Consider the following 22,629-nt stretch of genomic DNA (forward strand, 5'->3'; position numbering starts at 1 on the left):
TTAAAGTTAACTATTAACAAACCTATCAATAGATTCAAAAAGAGGCGCACATGTCCCGGCGAGAAAACTTGTTGCCACGCCAACTTGGCGATGCCCATATCCGGCTATTACGTATTTACAAAGCGGTGGTCGAAAGCGGCGGTTTTTCGGCGGCTGAAGTGGAACTGAATATAAGTCGGCCTGCTATCAGTTTAGCCATATCTGAGCTCGAAAGCCTACTCAATATGCGCCTCTGTAATCGCGGCCGGGCCGGCTTTGCTTTAACTGAGCAAGGTGAAGAGGTGTACGATGCGACATTGCAATTACTGGGCGGGCTGGAAAACTTTCGCGCACGTATCAATGCAATCAATACTGAACTCAAAGGTGAGTTAAATATTGGCATTACCGACAACATGGTCACCGTGCCACAGATGCGTACCACCCGGGCACTTGCCGCGTTGAAAGAGCGCGGGCCTGAGGTCGCTATTAACATCCGTATGATTCCACCAAAAGATATTGAGTCCGGCGTGTTAGATGGGCAGCTACTGGTCGGTATTGTGGCAGAGCAACGCACCCTGCCCGGCCTCAATTACCTGCCTCTGTATGATGAGCAATCGCTACTCTACTGCAGTAACGAACACCCACTGTTTGAAACTGATAACGATCATTTAAGCGATAGCAAACTGGCTGACTATGATGCAGTGCTACCCGCTTACCCTCAGTCAGCTGAGATAAAACAGCAGCAAGCGATACTGAAAGCCAGCGCCAGCTCAACCGATCGGGAAGGTATCGCCTTCCTGGTTCTCAGCGGTAGTTACATCGGCTTTCTACCGACCCATTATGCTGAACAATGGGTCAAAGCTGGGCGACTCAAAGCGATTCAGCCAGACACGCGGAGCTTTACCACTCACTTCACCGCTATCACCCGAAAGGGAGCGCGCAACAATCTGATTCGTGACGCCTTTATAGAAGAATTAGAAGGCAGTCACTAGACGTGACTTCGCCACTTGCTAGTCGTTAGACGCGGTTGCGCCGCTTGCTAGAAAAGATTAAAACCTAAGGAATACCTGTGAACCGAATTGCAGTCTTTGTTGACGTACAGAATATCTACTACACCACCCGTCAGGCGTATGGCCAACAGTTTAACTATCGCAAACTCTGGCAGAAAATCAGCGCTGAAGGTGAAATTATCATCGCTAATGCCTACGCTATTCACCGGGGTGACGACAGTCAGCTAAAATTTCAGAACGCCCTGAAACATATCGGTTTTAACATAAAATTAAAGCCTTATATTCAGCGCAGTGATGGCTCGGCAAAGGGTGACTGGGATGTGGGCATCGCCATCGACGTGATGGACACGGCCCCGGAAGTAGACACTATTATTCTTCTCTCAGGTGATGGAGATTTTGATCTGCTGCTAGAGCGGGTCAAACGGAAGTACGGCGTAAAAGCTCAGGTATACGGAGTGCCTGCACTGACAGCTAATTCGCTGATCAGCTCGGCGACCGAATTTTTCCCCATCAGAGAAGAACTGCTTCTTTAAAGCAGTTGCTAGATCGTCGCTTAGCGACTTGCTAGAGGTTAGACGAAGCTTCGCCGCTTGCGAGAAAATAACGGCAAATCACTTGTTTTGTTATCTAACCGTTTCACACGAATCTAATCTGTTTTTTCTTAGGTATAGAAAAGCTGGCAAAGATTGCAGTCACAACACCGATAAGAATAGACAGCATCGCAAAGCCTGGCATTGCGCCGCCGTGGGATTTAAACACCAATAGGTAGCCCCCTAAGACAACAAAGAGCAAACCCAATAAGACAAATATCTTCGGATTTAAAGCACTTAACCCTGATAGTTTGGCACTTTTCACCGTTTTAGATTTAGAGTGAACTGAAGCTTTTCGTTTATGCTTATTTCTAGGCATGATCAATTCCTCAAGCTTATGGCTGCGGACTAAAATAAGACCGTCTGATCGCCTTGTTAGTTTAGTCTACACCAACTCAACAGGCTCACTTAATTCTTTTGATGTACAGGGTTTGAAGCGCAAGACTTGCATATACAGGCCATGCCTTTCGCTTCGTCAGGTACCTGATTTAACACACCCTCAGGAAAAGTTATTTCGCTGCACCAACAGCTTTCATCAGCACCACAGGAGGCGATATTTCCACATCGATTATCTTGCTGGCAGATAGGACAGAGATTGGGATCAATAGTGTTCGGAGTAGTATTCAAAATCAATCTCTTGCAACTGATAAAGTTGATGTGACTTCAAAGCATATTTCTTTCAACATACCCAAAAGTTAACCCGACGAGAGCTACGATATCTATAGTTTATAGCCACTACCTGTCTTTCGCTTCAACTGACGGTTTAAGATAGTAGTTGAATTTCGCCAAAACCAACATAGACATGAACTTCTTTAGAACCGGCGTTTTAGCTAAAGACTTGAATCCCTCTTAGCTACATTTCTACCTCGCTATAGCTCTTGAACAATCCTTTTCACAGTAGCTGGGCCAGTTCAATGGTAATAACAGTGAAGCTTTCAGCTTCCATTGAGGTGCTGATTACTTTTATTCTTTGAACATACCAACAGGAACAGTTCCCATCGGATTAAGGCTCAGGGGGTTATCTCCAACGTGCATAACACTCTTATAATAGTGCTCCTTAAAACTTCTCAGATTTACCGTATCCCTGAGTTCAGGAATTGAAAGCAATTTGTTTAGGTATGCTGACAAAGCTGAATAGTCCTTTATAAGACGGTAAGAACATTTAAATAAAGGAAAATATATTTCATCAAAACGCACTAATGTTGCAAAAAGGTAGAGATCACTCTCAGTTATTGTTTTACCAAACAAATAGGTCTGTTTGCTTAAGCGGCTTTCCATTTCATCTAAAGCGCTAAATACAGCCTTCACTTTTGACTCGTAATCAGCCTGATCTCTGGAAAAGCCGGCTAAGTAAACGGCTCGATTAATACTCTCATGAAGCCATTCGTTGAGCTTATCAATTTCATCAGACAGGTCAGTTGGATATAAATCTACTGATAGCTCATGAGCCCCATCCATTCCACTGGAAAAATAATGAGTCATCTCGGAAGAGCTAGTCGACAGAATCGATTTCGTTGATAAATCAACGAGCAATGGTACGGAAGGACGATATATCGCTTTTGGGTCTAAGCGCTCATAAACTGAAGCTAAGTAACTTTCATTAAACGCTGGCTCAGCATCGGGGTCTATTGCCCAGCCTTCAACCTCTTTTACGTTCTCCATCCAGGTATAACCAACGTTGCCGGATAGCCCGGTTAATTCAAGAGCAGCAATCACGCGGTGACAAAAAGGACAAGCGGATGCCACGTACAGATGCAAACGGGTGCTTTTATTTGGGGCTGGTATTGTTAGCTTTAGCTCTTTACTCATTGTAAAAATTCTCGCTCAAGTTTACGCGTCTCTTCATTTTACGACTACGAATAATCAGCCCGCTTCCGGATGAAATTCTGGCCAAGATGAATCCCTATCACGCTCACTAATACAGCCGCGGATGGCCTGATTGATCTGGCCGCTTAGCTATCCTCTCGCTACACAATAGCGGTAAACCTAACTATAGAAGATATCAGAATTCATGCACAAAAATCACAGTTCAAAGCTGTCAGGGCGCCACCCTGGCTGATGCTGTCTGCCCTTGCCATAGGCATTTATTTGAATGAACTTAAATCAATTTTATGCTCTTCAATAACTTGCTGTACCTGTAGCTTTTTTTGCCCTGCGGCAACAGCCATTACTTTTGCAATAACCTCTGATACTTCACCCTTTGTCACATCTGCTTTTTTGGCTTGATGAAGATAGTATTTAGTACATGGCTGACAGTTCATTCCCATCGCAGCAGCTAAACCAACCAACACCTCTGTTCTGGTGTCTAAGTGCTCATTTTCATGAGTCGCTTCATAGAAGGTGTCATAAAGTTCTTTGTGATGTTTCGTGAGCATCTGCGCACCTCCATGAAATTTGATAACGTCAAGCCAATGCTTTATGCCTGATTGAGCGCCTTACTATGGCGAATGCCATTTATTTGGGCTTTTCCTCATGAACAAGCATTGTCATGTATTTTGTAAATCGTCTTTGTCTGGTTTCGGGTTTCTTTGCACTTGTTAATCCGTAGGCGATAACATAACGACTCGATTTATTAAGTGTTTCATAAAACTTTTTTACATTCGGTTGGCTATCTAATGCCGCTAAAAAGTCCGCTGGCACTTCCATTTCGCTGACTACGTAAGCTTGCTGCCAACGGCCATCCGCTTTAGCAGCACGAACAAGTTCGAGCCCTGATTCCATCATCCGGCCCTCACTTATCAACCGTTCCACATGCTCCGTATTCCTTTTAGACCAGTTACTGCGTGCTTTCCTGGGAGTAATACGTTGAACATAGGTTTGCTCATCCACTGACTTCTTAACCCCATCGATCCAACCCCAGCAAAGCGCTTCGATCACGACATCATTCCAGGTGACGCTCTGAACCCCGGTATTTTTCTTGAAGATCTTCACCCACAGCTCAGTTTCAACAGCGTGGTTCGCCCTGAGCCACTCGCCGAGAGCTTGCGGTGTTGCAAATGTCATGATTTTCAATGGATCGGGTTCAGGCATCTGCTTGGATTCTTTTTGGTATAACGCTCGGGTAAACGGCTGGCGCGCAGCGACAGTCCGGTGCAGCGAAGCGGAACGAATTTGACCCGCTTGTTAGGTGTTTGAATATTTTTAGATAGCACTTATAAACACCAACATTAAAATAAAAAGAGCAAATAAAAAACAATATGGAACCCAAAAACGATTTCTTGGAAAAAGGCCAAACATTTTGATTTCGTTTGAGTGGAATTCTTTACCACAGCTATAGCACACAACTAAATCGAATTGCTCATGGTCGCGATGTATTGACCAGGGTGTACAAAACAGAGTTATTGGTTGAGGTTTTCTATTTTTCTTAGAGTCATTTTCAACCCCACATTTAGGACAAATACTTTGCGCCATGCAGACACCTAACAGCTAAATATACGACAACGATTTTGGAGAAATACGACAGCCTGTCGTATATCGACTCTTCAATAGCAATTTAACTTTGTCACTTAACCCACTGAAGCAGTGTCTGATTTTTTTGAAATTGGATTTTTTAAGATTGGAGAAAGACGACAGCCTGTCGTATATCTGCAGAAATGCGACAAAATGAGCCTTAATAAGAATCATTTTCATTGATTATCCTTAAATCCGTTGCTACTGAGTCCTTAGTTTCTCAATACTTGCATAGAAAATCACACTATGAAATAGCCTCTATCCAAAAATAGAACGGGTCGTCTCCACATATGGCACAGCAAGTCGCCTGACAATATTTGATCTTTCGATTGTTCGCTGTGCCAAATCGATAAAGCTGCTAAAATCAGATAGTGACACTAGGGAAGATTTCGGCTGTCAGCCATGACAATCCCGACTCAATGCTACGGATGTTATCTATGAAACAGACTTATAAGCGTAAGCCTCCCTTCATTCTGATCAGTAGTGTTTTATTGATCATCGCTTTTACCGCAATCAGCCTGACCAACTACTATGTGGCAAATCGCTCTCTGAACCAGCACATTGAGACGAATACACTCCCCCTGACCAGTGACAATATCTATTCAGAAGTGCAGCGCGACTTGTTACAGCCAATTCTGGTGTCTTCTCTTATGGCGCAGGATACTTTCGTTCATGACTGGATTGATGCCGGAGAACGACAACCTGCACAGATGTCCCGTTACCTCAAATCTATTCAGGATCGCTATAATGCGATCACCGCATTTTTTGTTTCCGAGCAAACATCAAACTATTACCACAGCACCGGTATCATTAAACAAGTTTCCTCTTCCGATTCTGCTGACAATTGGTACTTTGCTACCCGGTCACTCGACGATGAATTTAATATCAACCTGGATCAGGATACGGTTGATACCACGACGACAAACCTGTTCGTCAATCATAAAGTGAAAGACCATCAAGATCGGTTTCTGGGTATTATCGGTGTCGGGCTGGCATCAAAAACGATTAAGGGGTTAATTGAAGATTATCAACTGAGATATGGCCGTCAGGTTTACTTTATTAACCGGCAGGGACAAGTAGCCTTGCAGGGAAGTAAATATACCGGTGCCGAAGATATTCATCAGGCCGAAGGGCTGAAAGATATTGCCACACAAATTCTCACGACGCAGAGCGGGTCATTTAACTATACCGACAACGACCAGCAATACCTGATCAAATCCCGTTTTATTCCAGAACTGGACTGGTACCTGATCGTAGAACACAGACAGCAAAGTGAAGCACTTATCACCACAACGCTATGGGTCAACCTGTCGATCAGCCTGTTAGTCACCCTGATCGTATTGCTACTGCTTTACTATACTCTGGGCGGATATCAGCGCCGATTAGAATTTATGGCAAATACTGATCCTCTGACAGGTACCGCCAGCCGTTACGCATTTGAATCCACCTTTGCACAGATACTTAGTTTTGCACAACGGGAGCAACATCCGGTCTCAACTATGCTGGTCGATATCGATCATTTCAAGAAAGTAAATGATAATCACGGCCACCTGGCCGGCGACAAAGTACTCACTGAGGTTGCCAACATCCTTTCAGATAATCTGCGTCAATCTGATATGTTGTGTCGCTGGGGCGGCGATGAGTTTCTGATTGTTCTGCCCCACTGTACTCAGGTAGCCGCCCGTGAGATAGCGGAAAAGATGCGCCTGCAGATTGAGACGTTATTGCCAGCGTTAGACAATTTGAATCTAAGTATTACCGCCAGCTTTGGCATTGCGGAATATTCTAATGATGAATCATCTGCCAGCCTGTTTAGCCGTACTGACGCAGCACTGTATCGTGCCAAAGCTAAATTTCGTAATCAGGTTGAATGTACTGTGAACGCACCCGCTGAAACAATTTGATGTCCGTCATAGATACGGATTAAAGTGTTGATAATAAAAAATAAACTGTTATATTGAATCCAGCTTGAAGATTCACCATATTTTTATGCATCATTTCGAATGATCCTGTTTCAGCTTCATCGTCCTGTTTCCATAATATATAGTAAAAATTCCTGCATCATCGCCATGAATAATGGCTAACATTATATTTATTAAAGGAAACTAACATGTCTACTGTAACCGGTACTGTTAAATGGTTTAACGCTGATAAAGGCTTCGGTTTTATTGAGCAGGAAAATGGCCCTGACGTATTCGCACACTTCAGTGCAATCCAGAGCAACGGCTTCAAGACTCTTGAAGAAGGCCAGCAGGTACAGTTCACTGTAACTCAAGGTCAGCGCGGTCCACAAGCAGAGAACATCACTGCTATCTAAGACCGAGCAAGCTGGCAGATCTTTGATCTGCAGCTCTCCGAAGAAGGCCTGATTACGATCAGGCCTTTTTTATATCTTCTACACCCCTTCCCCGCTCAATCATCAGCATTTTCGATACTCTTTCAGCAAATCACAGCAGCGATACCCGATTAAACTCTGTTTTCCAGAGTAACTTCCCTAAGTAATTCAGAAATATACGAATAAAAGATTGCCATCTGAAAGATTCACATATATATTTATAGCCGCTTGAAGATTCACCATATTTTTATGCATCATTTCGAAGATCCTGTTTCAGCTTCATCGTCCTGTTTCCATAATGTATAGTAAAAATTCCTGCACCATCCGCCATCATTGATGGCAAAACATTATATTCTTTAAAGGAAACTAACATGTCTACTGTAACCGGTACTGTTAAATGGTTTAACGCTGATAAAGGCTTCGGTTTTATTGAGCAGGAAAATGGCCCTGACGTATTCGCACACTTCAGTGCAATCCAGAGCAACGGCTTCAAGACTCTTGAAGAAGGCCAGCAGGTACAGTTCTCTGTAACTCAAGGTCAGCGCGGTCCACAAGCTGAGAACATCGTAGCTATCTAAGACCGAGCAAGCTTAACAGATCACTGATCTGTTGCTTACTTTAAAAAAAGCCTGATTACGATCAGGCTTTTTTGTGTCTGAAATATATAATTCTGACAACTGCCATATCCCATGCCGCCCATCATTAAGCTAGCGCCAGAATGGCTTGCGGATCTCTTGCAACGCTTCTTCCCGGGTAACGCCGATATCCTTTAGTTGATGCCGATCCAGCGTCGCCAACAGCTGACGGCTACGATATTTTCTTAACCAGCACTTCAAAACGGAACCTACATTAGCTTTCCTTTCAATAGCACCCCTAACCTCAATTTTATTATTCACTGCGCATGTCATAACCAAACCCTCTTATTTACTGACCTGTAAGGGTTATAATGAGTTTTTTAAAAACTAACGACAAACGAGTTTTACACTCCTATAATTAAGTTAATCTTAATCATTATAGAATTTCATATGGCACAGCTTCCTTCACTGAAGTCGCTCCAGGCGTTTCGTCACGCGGCAGAATCCAAAAGTTTCAAAAAAGCAGCCGAGCAACTGTTTGTCAGTCAGGCCGCTATCAGCCAACAGATCAAAGCCCTTGAGCAACAGCTTGAAGTCCCCCTGTTTCAACGCCTGACACGGAAAATAGAGCTCACGACCGAAGGCCAGCAACTACTGCCCTATATCAGCAAAGCCTTTACCAGCCTGGAACAAGGAATCAACCAACTGAGCGATGACCCGGACCCCCACCGACTTTGCCTAAGCACACTTCCTTCGTTTGCCAGTCGCTGGTTGGTACCTAAACTTGGCTCATTTCAGTCTGAAGCCCAGGACCTGAGCATCAATATCTCTCCCACACTTCAGCTGGATAACTTCGACGACAACTCATTGGATTTAGCAATTCGTTACGGCATGGGAGATTACCCAGGGTTAAGCGCACGATTGTTACTCAAAGACCATGTCATACCAGTGTGCCACCCCTCGTTAATAAACAACGAAGGACCGATAGAGCAACAGTTGCAACAACTGCCACTACTGATTGATGACGCTCCCGATATGAAATCGCTCTGGCCTGAATTTGAAGCCGCTATCAGCTTCAACCAAACGCAACAAGCCACACGCCTGGAAGTGAGTGACTCGAACATTCTCGTTGAAGCGCTGATCAGCGGCCAGGGTCTGGCAGCCGTACGTTACAGCCTGGTATATGAGCTCTTAGAACGGGGCACGCTCATCTGCCCCTATCCGATGTACCGTCCCACAGCATTTAACTACTTTCTAGTTGCCCCGGCACATCACTTCAAGCGCCCGAAAGTACAGCGCTTTGAACGCTGGCTTAAACAGGAAGTTCAGGAGATCCACCGCAGCTGGGAGAGATTTAAACAACAGGTACTATTGCACCCTGAAAATCAGGACTAAACAGACTGACTCAATACCTGAGTCATTTTTTGCACGATAACATCGGCATTAGCTGGCGTACTGAGAACCGAGCGGACACCAGACTCAGCCTCTGATGTCGTTATATACTGAGGCGCTATCGCGGGCAACAACGCTTGCATGTATCCCCCAGAGAACTCAGGATGGGCCTGTATCGTTAATATATGAGAACGATAACTGAGCGCGCCATAGGGACAGAACTCTGAACCTGCCAACAGCTCAGCCCCTTCTGGCAGCGTAACAACCTGATCCTGATGGATAACGTGCAGAGACAGGCTCTCAACACCAAACCAGGTCATTCCCTTTGCCGTCAGGCGGTACTGATCGACGCCCAGCCCCCAACCCGCTTTGACTTTTTCGACTACACCTCCCAGCGCCTGCGCGATGATCTGATGCCCGAAACAGATACCCACCAGCCCCTGTCTTGCCTGACTAATATCTCTGATCAACTGTTCGAGGGGATCTATCCACTCCAAAGGCTCATAAACACTTGCAGGAGAACCTGTTATTACCCAGCCATCACAGTCGCGATATGAATTAGGAAACTCTCCCAGGCAAACATCCCAACATTGGAAACTTAAATCACTCCCTGCAAACATCTCTTGCGTCATTTGAGCAAAGGAGCCAAACCGCTTCAGCAACTCACCTTCATTACTACCCGCTGCTAGTATTCCTATCTTCATCCTAGAGCCTGTCATTTCTGAGACAAAAAAACCGCTATTACCAGCGGTTATCTAATTCCATAAAGAGCATCTACATTAAGCGCTTAATTTTTTACCAAATTTCCGCTCATAAATCTGCTCATCCAGCCCGCCACTTTGACTGAATCGGTGGCAGCAGCATCAGCACAGAGCATCTCCAAACCAGCGTCAGCAACCTCATCAGGAATAACGGAGCCCTTTCTTAGCGAGACCAGATCAGTTTCATAGCCCAGGTTAAATTCAGGGTGCGCCTGAAAAGTTAAAATATTATCGCCATACTGGAGCCCTGCATATTTACAAAAATCCGATTCAGCAAATACTCTGGCCGCTTCAGGTTTTTCAGTCACCTGATAACGATGCATTGCACTGATGGAAAAATGATCTTCATTACCGCTGATAAAACTGTTATTACCGATTAACCTGTAACTATGCAGACCAACACCCCAACCACCTTCATAAGCTTCAACCTTTCCACCAAAGGCTTCGGCAATTATCTGGTGACCAAAACAGATGCCCAGTAAAGGACGGCCAGTCTCATCAATTTCTAGAATCAACTGCTTCAGTTTAAGCATCCAATCCCGGTTTTCATCGACATTAAACTTTGATCCGGTAATCACCCAGCCTTCACACTGTTTAGGCGAGCCTGGAAAGACACCATCACGAACATCAAACACTTCATAGGTGAAATCCTGCTCTACCTGAGCAAACAACTCAACAAACATATCAGCATAGGTGCCATACTGCTTCAGCAGTTCATCCGGGGTAATACCGGTCGCCAAAATACCAATTTTCATCATCTTTTCTCTTTCTAAAAACAACGACGCCCTCTTACAGAGGGCGTATTTTTTAAAGCCCGGTATCACTCATCGCTTGCCAGTAACTTAGACTGCCGTCGCATCTGATACATAGCACCAATCACACCGATCGCTACTACAGCAATCATGAGTGTCGCCAGCGCATTCACTTCAGGAGACACGCCTAAACGCACCTTTGAGAAGATAACCATCGGCAACGTACTATTACCCGGCCCTGAGACAAAGCTGGCAATAACCAGATCATCCAGCGATAGCGTAAACGACAGCAACCAACCAGAAATAATAGCCGGCATTATCAGCGGCATGGTAACCAGAAAGAACAGCGACGAAGGCTTCGCCCCCAGATCCATTGCCGCCTCTTCCAGGGTTTCATCCAGCTGCGATAACCTTGATTGGACAATAACAGCCACATAAGCCATGCAAAAAGTCACATGGGCAATAATAATGGTGCCGGTCCCCCGACCCGATGGCCAGCCAAACATACCTTCCATCGCAACAAACAGTAGCAGCAGTGAAAGACCGGTAATAACCTCAGGCATGACCAACGGCGCACTGATCCAGCCGGATAACACCATCTTCCCTCTGAAGCGACCAAAACGACTCAGCACAAACCCCGCCATAGTTCCCAGCACCACTGCGACACTGGCGCTGATAAAAGCGATCTTTAAGCTTAGTAACGCTGCATCAATAATCTGTTCATTACGAAACAGTTCGCCGTACCACTTCAAAGACCAGCCACCCCAGACGGTAACTAGTTTGGACTTATTAAAGCTGTATACCACCAGTGCAATCATCGGTGCGTATAGAAAAATAAAGCCTAATGTTGCCGACGTTGTTAAAAACAGTGATCTACGTTTCATCAGACCGCCTCCTCTTTACCCTGACTATTCCGGATCAGCATGATCGGTAACACCAGCACTATCAGCATCACAATGGCTACAGCAGAAGCCATCGGCCAGTCCCTATTGAGGAAGAATTCATCCCACAACACCCGACCAATCATGAGCGTATCAGAGCCACCCAGAAGCGATGGAATAACAAACTCACCTACTGCAGGTATAAATACCAGCATACAGCCCGCGATAATACCCGGCACCGCCATCGGTATCGTAATCAAAAAGAAACTGGTCGCAGGCCTGGAACCCAGATCTTCAGCGGCCTCCAGCAGCGTCATATCCATCTTTTCCAGGGCGCTGTAAAGCGGCAGAACCATAAAGGGTAGATAGGTATAAACAATGCCGATATAAACAGCAAAATCGGTCTGCAACATAATCAGAGGCTGATCAATAATGCCGGCACCCAGCAGAAACTCGTTAATCAATCCGTTCTTTTTTAGAAATCCCATCCAGGCATACACCCGAAGTAGAAACGATGTCCAGAATGGAAGAATGACCAGTGACAGTAACAGCGCCCGGGAAGACGGCTTACTGCGAGCGATCAGGTAAGCAATAGGAAAGGCTATTATCAGCGTAAATACTGTCGAGATCCCGGCAATCTTAATCGAACTCAGATATGCATCGAGATAGAAAGTATCTTCAAACAGATAAAAATAATTTCCAAGATTCAGTTTAAGATTCAGGTACGACTCTTCTACATCCCAGTTCAACAATGAAGTATAGGGAGGCACTGCAATGGCCGTTTCCGATAGTGATATTTTGAACACCACCAGAAAGGGAATAAAGAAAAAGATTGCCAGCCACAGCGTCGGCACTGAGACAACGGAAAAGCGCCCCCAGTTAATCCTTCTAAAAAAGTTAAACTTTGCCAGCCGTGAACCGGAGCCATCCACCCAGGCAGAACCTGTCGGAGTACTCATGAGGTTAACACCACGCTACTGTCAACATCCCAGAATAGATAAACCTCGTCATTCCAGGTCAAACGCTCGCCCGTACCCCGGGTAATATTTGGCTGCGTAATCCGCACCTCTTTGCCGCTACTTAAGCGCACACGATATACCGACAGGCTGCCCATATAGGCAATCTCTTCAACAATACCTTTGATGCAGTTCTCAATCTGATCCGGCTTCTGCTTACTTATCCGCGCCTTCTCAGGCCGCAACGCAACATGCACCTTCTGATTCGGCGCACAGCTGATGCCGTGATTCACATAAAGAACCCCTCCGGCATCCTTGGATTTGATACGTACCGAATCAGGCTGATCTTCAATCACCCGGCCTTCGAACAGATTAACCGAGCCGACAAATTCAGCGACAAAACGGCTATTAGGGTATTCGTAGACATCATGCGGCTCAGCCGTCTGGACGATCACACCATGATTCATAACACCGATACGGGTCGCCAGTGTCATCGCCTCTTCCTGATCATGGGTTACGACCACAAAGGTCACACCCAGCTCTTCCTGTATATTGATCAGTTCAAACTGCGTTTCTTCCCTCAGCTTTTTATCCAAAGCACCCAGCGGCTCATCCAGCAACAGCAATTTTGGCCGCTTAACCAATGAACGCGCCAGTGCTACCCGCTGCCGTTGACCGCCTGAAAGCTGGTTAGGCTTACGCTTACCTAAATGACCCAGCTGCACCATATCCAACATTTGTGCCACCCGCTGCTTAACCTCAGCCCGGTGCAAGCCCTCTCTTTTCAAGCCGAAAGCAACATTCTGTTCTACTGAAAGGTGAGGAAACAAAGCATAAGACTGGAACATCATATTGATAGGGCGTTTCCAGGGCGGAATCGCCGCCATATCAACACCATCAACAATAATCCGACCACTGGTCGGCGACTCGAAACCCGCCAGCATTCGCAACAAAGTACTCTTACCAGAACCGGAACCGCCCAGCAGACAAAACAGCTCGTTCTTATAGATATCCAGCGAGATATTATCGACCGCAGTAAATTCGCCAAAGTTCTTTGTAACATTTTCAATCTGCAGGAAAGGCTCTGCCCCATCCTGTTTCCACAAAGGCAGGTTTACAGCCGCCTCGGAAGAAACCGGCGCGACACCCTGCTGCTCTATATTTTGAGTGGAAGTCATACCAAACCCTCAAGACTTTTTCATCTACCAAGCCCTAACCCGAGCTCAGAGAATTATTTAAGAAGCCCCTGAGCGATACTTTAGCGTACCTGTCCCGGCCTATACCCGAAACCCAAGGGCTTACTGAATAACTCACACGAGCGGGTGCATCAGCACCCGCTATGATGCCATTAACGACCCGTTTTGATACCGGACCAGGTACGTGTTAACAGACGATCAAACTTAGCGGAATGAGCATTTTGAGTGAATAGATTTGCCTTAACTTTATCAGAAGGATAGATACCAGGATTGTTCAACACTTCCTCCAGGACCATCGGCTCTGCGGCTTTATTAGCTACGGCATAATAAGCATAATTAGAGATGGAGGCAGCGCTCTCACCTTTAAGGATGTAATCGATCAGCTGGTGAGCCGCTGCCTTATGTGGCGCATCGGATGGAATTGCCAGCAGATCGAACCACACCAACGTCCCCTCTGTAGGAATGGAATAACCAACATTCACACCCTGGCCAGCTTCTTCAGCACGCCCCTGAGCTTGCAGTACATCGCCATTGTAGCCAAGCGCTACACAGGTATCGCCATTCGCCAGGCCGGAAATATAGCCCGATGAATCAAACTTACGGTAGCTATCACGTACTGACTTAAGCAGCTCAGATGCTCGTTTCAGGTCTGACTTCTTCTCCGAGTTTGGGTCTAGCCCCAGGTAATTAAGCGCGATAGAAACAACCTCTGCTGGTGAATCAAGCAGCGTAATACCACAATCCTTAAGCTTGGCTGCCACCTCTGGCTTAAAAATAATATCCAGTGAGTTAACCGGTATATCGCCTAATCGCTCTTTCAACATATCAACATTATAGCCCAGGCCTATAGTGCCCCAGGCATAAGGAACATTATGTTTATTACCTGCATCATGACGGGCGATTTTTTCTAACATCACAGAATCAAGATTTCCGTAATTATTTAACTGAGCTCGATCAATCTCAGCATAAATGCCTGCCTGAACCTGACGCTCAAGAAACGATCCGGTTGGCACTACCACGTCATAACCGGAACCACCCGCCATCAGCTTAGCTTCCAGCCCCTCATTGGAATCGTAAACATCGTAGTTAACTTTAATACCGGTTTCTTTAGTAAAATTATCCAGAATTTCCGGACTGATATAGTCAGACCAGTTGTAAAAGTTTACAACCTGCTCTTCGGCAATGGCGGTAGTGGAAACTGATACAGCCAGTGCTGCTGCAAGACCAAGTTTCTTCGGATTCATTTTATTACTCCATTCTGGTGCTTCTGATATCACAGCCCTGGCTGTTTAATCATGTAAGCATTAACTCTTTTGGTACCGCAGCGCGGTGCTCATCAGAGCCACATATTTTTGTTGTTATTGTCATGGCTGCCCCTCTGATCAAGGAAGCAGCGCTCAAGCTTCTCAGACTGTCGCAGTATTTTCTGCAACTAGTAAAAATGTACGACAAGCTCCCTGCTGTCTATATACCCCTCAATAGGTATCACAATGAAAAATGTTAAAAATCAGTCAATTACAGCAACCCAAGATAGGATTCATACTCGATATCAGAGATCTGTTCGCTAATCTTCCGCTGCTCCTGACGCTTGGCTGCAGAGAATACCCGAACAAACTCTTCACCCAGATACTCCTTCAGCACGTCACTACCGGAAAACAGATCGGTGGCCTGATCCCACTTAGTTGGCAGTACCAGCTCACCATCGCCTTCAGCATAGGCATCGCCCTCAATAGGTGCAGGTGGCATCAGCTTGTTTTCAATGCCGTACAGTGCCCCTGCCAAAATAGATGCCAACACCAGGTATGGATTCGCATCTGCACCGGATACCCGGTGTTCAATCCGTCGAGCCACGCCGGGACTCTCGGGAATCCTGATCGCAACAGTCCTGTTCTCATAACCCCAGCTGGCAAAAGTAGGCGCATGGGCTCCCGCCATAAAGCGCCTGTATGAATTCAGGTGTGGCGCAAATGTCAGCATACTGTCAGGCATCATATGCATCAGACCAGCAACGGCGTTCTTAAGAACATCGGTCCCCTCTTCTCCGCCGTTATCAAAAACGTTGTTACCCGCTTCATCCAACAAACTAAAGTGAACATGAAAACCGTTACCGCTCTTATCCGCATAAGGCTTAGCCATGAAAGTCGATGAATGACCATGCTTTCTGGCTATTCCCTTCACCAGTCGCTTGAATAAAATCGCCTGATCAGCCGCCATAAGGGGATCATCTATATGCATCAGGTTTATCTCGAACTGCCCTGGGCCCAGCTCAGAAATAATGGTATCGGCAGGGACACCTTGTATCTCGCAAACCTCACGAACCTCAGAAAAGAACGCTGATAAGCCATCCATCTCATCAATGGAATAACAATCGGTCTCGCTCAATCGGCGCCCATGACCTTCGGACAGCACCGGCGGCTTCGGTCGCTGAGTCTCTTCAGACTCACTATCCATCAGATAAAACTCAAGCTCCGTAGCGACCACAGGCGTGAGGCCCATCCCTTTAAAACGCTTAACTACCCCAGCCAGTACCTGACGAGGATCACAGCCAAAGGGAGTTCCATCTGGATTCGACATCATTGCCATAATCTGATCACGGGGCTCTTCAGCCCAGGGAACAGGGATCGCAGCATCGGTCACGGGCATACAGATACCATCCATATCGCCAGTTTCAAACACCAACCCGTTATCTAAAACATCGTCGCCCCAAAAATCGAACCCCAGAACGGAGCGAGGCAGCTTAACACCCTCTTCAAAAACCTTAGCCACTGCGTTAGCAGGTAAACGTTTCCCCCGAAGGTTACCGTTCAGGTCAGTTATAAACAGATCAAACTCTTTATCTTTATTAGATGTCATAAGACTCTCACTCGAAATCTTCCATACCCACCCGTTACCTGGCAGGAGATACAACTCAGCTGTAATCAGCATAACCCACTAAAGAGGCACATACCTACTTTTGTGATCACAAACAATATATCAATGTGATCACGTTTTTTTCTGTCAGTCAATATCGACTTATATCACAAAAGTCGTGTAGCCTATTTAGTGATCGCATTATTACAAGAAACAACCTGTAAACAGGTTCTCCAGAGAAACAAGGCCAATACCTATGCAGATTATGGACAAGAAATCTCCGATACATATAACCATATCCAAGCGAGATGACTCTGTAACTATCACCCAATGGGTATACAAGACCCTGCGCAACGCTGTCATGTATGGTGAGATCCTGCCTGGAAGAGCACTTACTATCCGTGAGCTAGCAGGAATACTGGATGTTAGCCCTATGCCTGTCAGGGAGGCTTTAAGGCAGCTTGCAGCCGAGAATGCTCTGGATATTCAGGGAAACCGCAGGGTAATGGTACCCAAAATGACGGCCATGAAATTTAACGAGTTATGCGAAGCTCGCATTGCAATTGAATCCCACGCGGCAGCCAGGGCACTGCCCTACATCGATAGCGCTCAGCTCCAACAGTTACGCAGTCTAGACAAACTTATAGATAAGGCTCAAGAGGACAACGATCTGGCGCAGATCAGCATTCTCAATCAAAATTTTCATCGTGCACTTTATACGGCTAATCCTCACCAGGTCACATTGCCACTCATTGAAAGCCTATGGTTACAACTCGGCCCTTTCATGCGACTGGCCACGAGCCAGCTAGAGGAACATTATCTGGTTGATCGCCACAATGAAGCGATGACTGCTATTGAAAAGAAAGACGCCTTTGCCCTGCAGATAGCAATAGCTGCAGACATTCGGGAAGGAATCGCATTCGCCGGAACCCCTGAAATGCTCCATGCCTTTATTGAGAACGCAGGCGCTTGATTTCACTTAATATTCTACAATTTTAACGTCTATGTTGATTGATTAAACTCTTCGCCTGATTAGAAAACTCTTACTCGTCAGCATATTTTTTTGTTGACTTTAAAATTTTGTGATCACAAAATAACTAACACAAACAGGATTTACACATCCAGTTTCACAGATTTTATGATCACATAATATTTTACCGCACCGTTTATATTGTACTTTCGGTGTCAGGCTGGGAGAGATTCAATGCTCGACGATAACAACAAGACTTCAGCAAACACCGCTGATATTCAGGCGATCGATGCCGACCATCATATGCACCCATTTACCAATACCGGCGCTCTGAATAAGAAAGGCGCACGGGTAATCACCCGTGGAGAAGGTGTTTACCTCTGGGACAGTGAAGGTAATAAAATTCTGGATGGCATGGCTGGATTATGGTGCGTTAATATGGGCTACGGCCGCTCTGAATTAGCCGAGGCCGCCAACACACAAATGAAAGAGCTGGCTTATTACAACACCTTCTTTCAGACCACCCATGCTCCGGTAGCTCAGTTAGCCAAAGAGATCGCCAGCATAACCCCAGACGACCTGAATCACATTTTCTTTGCCAACTCAGGTTCAGAAGCCATCGATACTATTATGCGGATGGTTCGCCAGTACTGGAGTATCAAAGGCAAACCTTACCGCAACATCCTGATTTCCCGTGAGAACGCCTACCACGGCAGCACTATTGGTGGCACAAGCCTTGGTGGTATGGGCGGTATGCATGGTCAGGGCGGCCCGCTGGTACCTAATATCGAGCGCATTCGCCAGCCATACTGGTACGGCGAAGCTGGCGAGATGTCAGAAGAAGAGTTTGGTCTCGCTTGCGCTAAAGCCCTTGAAGACAAAATTCTTGAAGTAGGACCGGATAACGTAGCCGCCTTTGTTGGCGAGCCTATCCAGGGTGCCGGCGGCGTAATTGTTCCACCGGCAAACTACTGGAGCGAGATCCAGAAGGTTTGTCATAAATATGACATTCTACTGGCAGCAGATGAAGTTATCTGTGGTTTCGGTCGTACGGGTAGCTGGTTTGGCAGCGACACTCTGAGTATCAAACCAGATATCATCTCAATGGCCAAAGGACTGTCATCAGGTTACCTGCCCATCGCAGCTGTAGCAGTAGGTGACCGAATCGCCAACGCCTTTATCGAACACGACGATGATTTCAATCACGGCTTCACTTATTCCGGCCATCCGGTTGCCGCTGCCGTTGCGACTGCCAACATTCAGTTGATGAAAAAAGAAAATATTGTTGAGTACGTGGGGAATGATATTGGCCCATACTTCCAACAGAAACTTCGTGAGGCGGTCGCGGATCATCCACTGGTCGGCCATATAGAAGGCGTTGGATTGGTTGTCGGTATCGCACTGGTCAAAGATAAAGAAACTAAAGAGCTGTTCGGCGATGACACGGATATCGGCATGATCTGCCGTGACCACTGCTTCAATAACGGTCTGATAATGCGAGCAGTGGGGAGCCGTATGGTGCTGTCTCCTCCTCTGGTCATCAGCCATGCTGAAGTTGACGAACTCTGTGAAAAGGTTCGCCTGTGCTTTGATCTGACTCACAAATCTGTCAGTTAAGCATCTGTTTTAAACCTGCATAACTTTTCACTATCGTCATGCAGGCGAAAGCGGGGAGCGAACAAGGCTCACCCGCTTACCTTATTCGGTTGCAACAGAACTATTGAAGATGGCTCTATAGTTCCTGGACGTTTGCAGCCGGATCTTTTTATTCAATCAGCCATTCAAGCAGGAGACACGCCATGCAAAGCAACCGAGCTCAGCAATGTGCGGCTGACCACTGGCAAAAGGACCTTGCTGCACTTATAGACACAATACGTCTGCCCAGCTTTGGCGGCCTGCTAGAAAAATTTCTAGCCAGCCAGTGTCACTTTGATACCCTGCTGATGGTAACCTATAAAAAGTCCCTGAAGCCGCTCATTCTTCATCCAACCAACCCGGCCGAACAAAGCCTGACTCTCCACAACTACATCAACCGTTCCTATATTCTCGACCCTCTTTTCAACGCGATCCAGAGTGGTAACCTGGGGGAAGGCGTCAGTCGGTTGATCGACATTGCACCGGATAGTTTTGAAACAACCCGCTACTATCAGAGCTGCTATAAAGAGTTCGACCTGATCGATGAGATCAACCTGGTGATCGAGCTGGACCCTAAGGTTAACTGTGCAATTTCACTGGGGCGAAAAACCAGCCGGGGCACCATAACCCGAGCGGAGTTAACCCGTCTTAACGATATTTATCCGGTGGTTCAATCGATTATTCGTCAATTTTGGTTATCTCAATCCCAGGAATTTGTGAAATACGAAAAGTCAGAAGGCCCGATGAATCAGGCCATCAGCACCTTCGGCAGCGGTGTTCTGACTCCGCGAGAACAACAAATTGCCGGTCTTATACTGCAGGGACACTCCTCAAAGGCGATCGCTAACATGCTGGAGATCAGCCTGGGCACCGTAAAAGTCCATCGCAAGAACATCCATACCCGCCTGAATACCTCCACCCAGGCCGATATTTTCACCCTGTTCCTGGCGCATCTTAAAGAGCTGGATCCAACAGCTAGCATCTGAGTCGCCAGAAGGGCGCTTCGCACCTGCTAGCAGCTAGACAAACAAAACGATAAGACATAAACGCTATCATTCTTACCGACCTCCTAATTGCCAACATTCCTGTTTTCCGGCAGACTTATGCCAGATCAAGCAACATATAGAATACTAAGGATGGTTACTATGAATGATGACAATATCTATTCCGCCCCTGAAGCTAATTTAGAAGTCACTGAAGAGTTTGAGCTGGTACTGGCCAGCCGGTGGACCCGGTTTTGGGCTGCCTTACTCGACACTCTTTTTCTATCGATCGTATTCGTCCCTGCGATGTACTTACTCGGTATATGGGATCAGTTAATGGCAGATCAGCTATCAACAATGTCAGATATATTACTGAGTGCACTGGTTCTGGTTGCTTATATTATTCTTAATAGCTATTTACTGGCTAACTCGGGACAGACCATTGGGAAGAAGCTGCTGAATATCCGAGTCGTTGATTTTGAAACTGAAGAGTTGCTACCGTTCTGGAAAATTGTCGGTGTACGCTACATACCCTTTTTTATTCTCAGCCAGATACCCGCGGCTGGACAAACAATCGGCTTAATTGATTCCCTTTTTATCTTCAAAAAAGACAAGCGCTGCCTGCATGACCTGTTGGCAAATACTAAAGTGGTCAAACTATAATCCAACCTCCCCATAAACAAAAAAAACCGCCAAATGGCGGTTTTTTTTCTAGCGACTAGCAAGTCACGAAGTGACGTCTAGCCATCGGTGCAGCGGCGATCTAGCCACTGCCCTTACAGCCGTATCAGAACATTCTTAATATCAGTATATTTTTCCAGCGCGTGCAGCGATTTATCACGACCATTACCGGACGCTTTAACACCACCAAAGGGCACCGTACTATCTCCCTCTCCCCAGGTATTAACCCACACCATACCACTTTCAACCTTACGGCTAACACGGTGGGCGCGGGAAAGGTTCTGCGTCCACACAGCAGCCCCCAGCCCATAGACAGAATCATTGGCTAGAGCGATCGCTTCCTCTTCCGTTTCAAACTCACAGACCGCCAACACAGGTCCGAAGATCTCCTCTTTAACAAAGGTCATGCCGTTGTGAGCACCATCCACTATGGTTGGCTTAGCAAAGAATCCCTTACCTTCCTGGTATTCTGGTACGCCACCCATAATGACCTGACCGCCCTCCTCTTCTGCTGAACGAATATAACGCTCTACAATGGCCAACTGAGTACCATCCACCATCGGTCCCATCGTCGTCGCTGGATCTAATGGATCGCCCGGCTGGAAACTAGCGGCCGCTTCCACCAGCGCAGCAACAAACTCTTCCTTAATACTCTTGTCGACATACAGACGCGAGCAAGCGATACAGACTTCACCCTGATTACAAAAAATCGCCGCAGCAGAAGCCGCCGCTGCCGCTTTGATATCCGCATCCGCAAATACTAAGTTCGGCGATTTACCCCCAGCTTCCAGCCACACCCGCTTCATATTTGACTCACCAGCGTAGCCCATCAACATGCCTGCCACCCGGGTTGAACCGGTAAAGGCCAGTACATTAACATCCATATGCAGCGCTAATGCTTTGCCAGCAGTATGACCAAAGCCAGGCAGCACATTAAATACACCAGCGGGTATACCCGCTTCAACTGCCAGTTCCGCCAGACGTAACGCGCTTAACGGTGATTTTTCAGAAGGTTTAAGAATAACGGAATTACCCGCTGCAAGGGCTGGCGCTATTTTCCAGCTCACCATAAGTAACGGATAATTCCAGGGGGTAATAGCACCGACAACACCCACTGGCTGATGGTGAATCATCGCCAGAGTATCGTCACCTGTCGGTGCTATTTCTCCGTATATTTTATCAATGCTTTCAGCGGTCCAGCGGATACAATCGATCGCATCCGGCACATCAATATTCACCATCTCAGAAATAGATTTACCCATATCCAGTGTATCGAGCAAAGCAAATTCATCCTGGTGCTGCTCAATCAGGTTAGCCCATTTTTGCATCGCTTTTTTACGCTCCCGAGGGGGGATTTCTGACCAGACTCCGGACTTGAAGACTTCACGGGCATTAGCCACAGCAATATCAACATCCGCTTGATCACAGCTGGCCACATCTGCCAGCAGCTTCTCTGTTGCGGGATTGATACAGGGAAAAGTATCTCCACTGACTGCCGCCTGAAACCCACCATTGATATAGGCATTATTATGGAAACTAAGGTTTTTACTCTGTGTCTGCCATTCGGAATAGCTTTTCATCGATTTTCTTCTCCACAATCTCTGTCTCAGTAACCACGGCTCGCCGCAATCAA

The 22,629-nt window shown here is 46.4% G+C and carries 24 protein-coding genes; 10 read left to right on the top strand and 14 right to left on the bottom strand.

The genetic code is table 11. The features are described 5' to 3' along the window. Positions 1 to 50: 50 nt before the first annotated feature. Complete coding sequence (locus AMJAP_RS11015; protein WP_019620514.1) at positions 51 to 971, top strand: LysR family transcriptional regulator; 921 nt, start codon at positions 51 to 53, stop codon at positions 969 to 971. A 77-nt stretch (positions 972 to 1,048) separates the two neighbouring features. Beyond that, positions 1,049 to 1,522 (top strand): LabA-like NYN domain-containing protein, encoded by a 474-nt coding sequence (locus AMJAP_RS11020; RefSeq protein WP_019620513.1) that lies wholly within the window; start codon positions 1,049 to 1,051, stop codon positions 1,520 to 1,522. Between the two features lie 103 nt (positions 1,523 to 1,625). On the opposite strand, the gene AMJAP_RS11025 is transcribed toward AMJAP_RS11020, so the two are convergent. From AMJAP_RS11025 to AMJAP_RS11045, 5 genes are all read right to left on the bottom strand, one after another. Next, entirely contained in the window at positions 1,626 to 1,898 is a 273-nt protein-coding gene (locus AMJAP_RS11025) for a hypothetical protein (protein ID WP_201356373.1), read from the bottom strand. An 89-nt stretch (positions 1,899 to 1,987) separates the two neighbouring features. After that, the gene (locus tag AMJAP_RS17870; protein WP_376787801.1) at positions 1,988 to 2,212 is read right to left on the bottom strand and encodes a cysteine-rich CWC family protein; all 225 of its coding nucleotides are present in this window, start codon (positions 2,210 to 2,212) and stop codon (positions 1,988 to 1,990) included. A 330-nt stretch (positions 2,213 to 2,542) separates the two neighbouring features. Next, entirely contained in the window at positions 2,543 to 3,388 is an 846-nt protein-coding gene (locus tag AMJAP_RS11035) for a glutathione S-transferase C-terminal domain-containing protein (protein WP_019620511.1), read from the bottom strand. Positions 3,389 to 3,663: 275 nt separating this feature from the next. After that, positions 3,664 to 3,954, bottom strand: coding sequence for a carboxymuconolactone decarboxylase family protein (locus tag AMJAP_RS11040; protein ID WP_019620510.1), 291 nt, complete (start codon positions 3,952 to 3,954; stop codon positions 3,664 to 3,666). A 79-nt stretch (positions 3,955 to 4,033) separates the two neighbouring features. Then, the gene (locus AMJAP_RS11045) at positions 4,034 to 4,609 is read right to left on the bottom strand and encodes a YdeI/OmpD-associated family protein (protein ID WP_019620509.1); all 576 of its coding nucleotides are present in this window, start codon (positions 4,607 to 4,609) and stop codon (positions 4,034 to 4,036) included. Between the two features lie 857 nt (positions 4,610 to 5,466). Here AMJAP_RS11045 and AMJAP_RS11050 point away from each other — a divergent pair. The 3 genes from AMJAP_RS11050 to cspE (AMJAP_RS11060) all read left to right on the top strand — a co-directional run bounded on the left by AMJAP_RS11050 (position 5,467) and on the right by cspE (AMJAP_RS11060) (position 7,942). Next, positions 5,467 to 6,933, top strand: coding sequence for a sensor domain-containing diguanylate cyclase (locus tag AMJAP_RS11050; RefSeq protein ID WP_019620508.1), 1,467 nt, complete (start codon positions 5,467 to 5,469; stop codon positions 6,931 to 6,933). Positions 6,934 to 7,139: 206 nt separating this feature from the next. After that, positions 7,140 to 7,346, top strand: a complete 207-nt coding sequence (gene cspE / locus AMJAP_RS11055; RefSeq protein ID WP_019620507.1) for a transcription antiterminator/RNA stability regulator CspE — start codon at positions 7,140 to 7,142, stop codon at positions 7,344 to 7,346. 389 nt (positions 7,347 to 7,735) lie between these two features. Continuing rightward, positions 7,736 to 7,942, top strand: coding sequence for a transcription antiterminator/RNA stability regulator CspE (cspE, locus tag AMJAP_RS11060; protein ID WP_019620504.1), 207 nt, complete (start codon positions 7,736 to 7,738; stop codon positions 7,940 to 7,942). Between the two features lie 129 nt (positions 7,943 to 8,071). Here the strand turns inward: cspE (AMJAP_RS11060) and AMJAP_RS11065 are convergent, their stop codons facing one another. Continuing rightward, on the bottom strand, positions 8,072 to 8,272 hold the full coding sequence (locus tag AMJAP_RS11065) for a DUF1127 domain-containing protein (RefSeq protein WP_019620503.1): 201 nt from the start codon (positions 8,270 to 8,272) through the stop codon (positions 8,072 to 8,074). Between the two features lie 117 nt (positions 8,273 to 8,389). Here AMJAP_RS11065 and AMJAP_RS11070 point away from each other — a divergent pair, with 117 nt between their 5' ends. After that, complete coding sequence (locus tag AMJAP_RS11070; protein ID WP_019620502.1) at positions 8,390 to 9,334, top strand: LysR substrate-binding domain-containing protein; 945 nt, start codon at positions 8,390 to 8,392, stop codon at positions 9,332 to 9,334. On the opposite strand, the gene AMJAP_RS11075 is transcribed toward AMJAP_RS11070, so the two are convergent. The 7 genes from AMJAP_RS11075 to AMJAP_RS11105 form a co-directional block, all read right to left on the bottom strand. Further along, complete coding sequence (locus AMJAP_RS11075; protein WP_019620501.1) at positions 9,331 to 10,035, bottom strand: type 1 glutamine amidotransferase; 705 nt, start codon at positions 10,033 to 10,035, stop codon at positions 9,331 to 9,333. The genes AMJAP_RS11070 and AMJAP_RS11075 overlap by 4 nt on opposite strands. A gap of 83 nt (positions 10,036 to 10,118) precedes the next feature. Continuing rightward, entirely contained in the window at positions 10,119 to 10,850 is a 732-nt protein-coding gene (locus tag AMJAP_RS11080) for a glutamine amidotransferase-related protein (RefSeq protein WP_315972428.1), read from the bottom strand. A 62-nt stretch (positions 10,851 to 10,912) separates the two neighbouring features. After that, complete coding sequence (locus AMJAP_RS11085; RefSeq protein ID WP_019620499.1) at positions 10,913 to 11,728, bottom strand: ABC transporter permease subunit; 816 nt, start codon at positions 11,726 to 11,728, stop codon at positions 10,913 to 10,915. Further along, entirely contained in the window at positions 11,728 to 12,684 is a 957-nt protein-coding gene (locus AMJAP_RS11090) for an ABC transporter permease subunit (protein WP_019620498.1), read from the bottom strand. Before AMJAP_RS11090 ends, AMJAP_RS11085 begins: the two co-directional genes overlap by 1 nt. Beyond that, entirely contained in the window at positions 12,681 to 13,859 is a 1,179-nt protein-coding gene (locus tag AMJAP_RS11095; protein ID WP_019620497.1) for an ABC transporter ATP-binding protein, read from the bottom strand. Before AMJAP_RS11095 ends, AMJAP_RS11090 begins: the two co-directional genes overlap by 4 nt. Positions 13,860 to 14,029: 170 nt before the next feature. Next, positions 14,030 to 15,121, bottom strand: coding sequence for a polyamine ABC transporter substrate-binding protein (locus tag AMJAP_RS11100; protein WP_019620496.1), 1,092 nt, complete (start codon positions 15,119 to 15,121; stop codon positions 14,030 to 14,032). 271 nt (positions 15,122 to 15,392) lie between these two features. Continuing rightward, positions 15,393 to 16,730: a glutamine synthetase family protein gene (locus AMJAP_RS11105; RefSeq protein WP_026339980.1), complete on the bottom strand. Its 1,338-nt coding sequence runs from the start codon at positions 16,728 to 16,730 to the stop codon at positions 15,393 to 15,395. Positions 16,731 to 16,983: 253 nt separating this feature from the next. Between AMJAP_RS11105 and AMJAP_RS11110 the strand changes: the two genes are divergently transcribed. The 4 genes from AMJAP_RS11110 (at position 16,984) to AMJAP_RS11125 (ending at position 20,978) form a co-directional block, all read left to right on the top strand. Then, positions 16,984 to 17,700: a GntR family transcriptional regulator gene (locus AMJAP_RS11110; RefSeq protein ID WP_019620493.1), complete on the top strand. Its 717-nt coding sequence runs from the start codon at positions 16,984 to 16,986 to the stop codon at positions 17,698 to 17,700. 231 nt (positions 17,701 to 17,931) lie between these two features. Next, positions 17,932 to 19,314 carry an aspartate aminotransferase family protein gene (locus AMJAP_RS11115; protein WP_019620492.1) on the top strand — a complete coding sequence of 461 codons (1,383 nt, stop codon included), beginning with the start codon at positions 17,932 to 17,934 and terminating at the stop codon, positions 19,312 to 19,314. A 182-nt stretch (positions 19,315 to 19,496) separates the two neighbouring features. Beyond that, positions 19,497 to 20,318, top strand: a complete 822-nt coding sequence (locus AMJAP_RS11120) for a LuxR C-terminal-related transcriptional regulator (protein WP_019620491.1) — start codon at positions 19,497 to 19,499, stop codon at positions 20,316 to 20,318. Positions 20,319 to 20,477: 159 nt separating this feature from the next. Further along, positions 20,478 to 20,978, top strand: a complete 501-nt coding sequence (locus AMJAP_RS11125) for an RDD family protein (protein ID WP_019620490.1) — start codon at positions 20,478 to 20,480, stop codon at positions 20,976 to 20,978. A gap of 113 nt (positions 20,979 to 21,091) precedes the next feature. Here the strand turns inward: AMJAP_RS11125 and AMJAP_RS11130 are convergent, their stop codons facing one another. Next, positions 21,092 to 22,576: an aldehyde dehydrogenase gene (locus tag AMJAP_RS11130; protein ID WP_019620489.1), complete on the bottom strand. Its 1,485-nt coding sequence runs from the start codon at positions 22,574 to 22,576 to the stop codon at positions 21,092 to 21,094. Positions 22,577 to 22,629 lie beyond the last annotated feature (53 nt).

It is taken from the genome of Amphritea japonica ATCC BAA-1530 (assembly GCF_016592435.1).
Taxonomy (GTDB): Bacteria; Pseudomonadota; Gammaproteobacteria; order Pseudomonadales; family Balneatricaceae; genus Amphritea; species Amphritea japonica.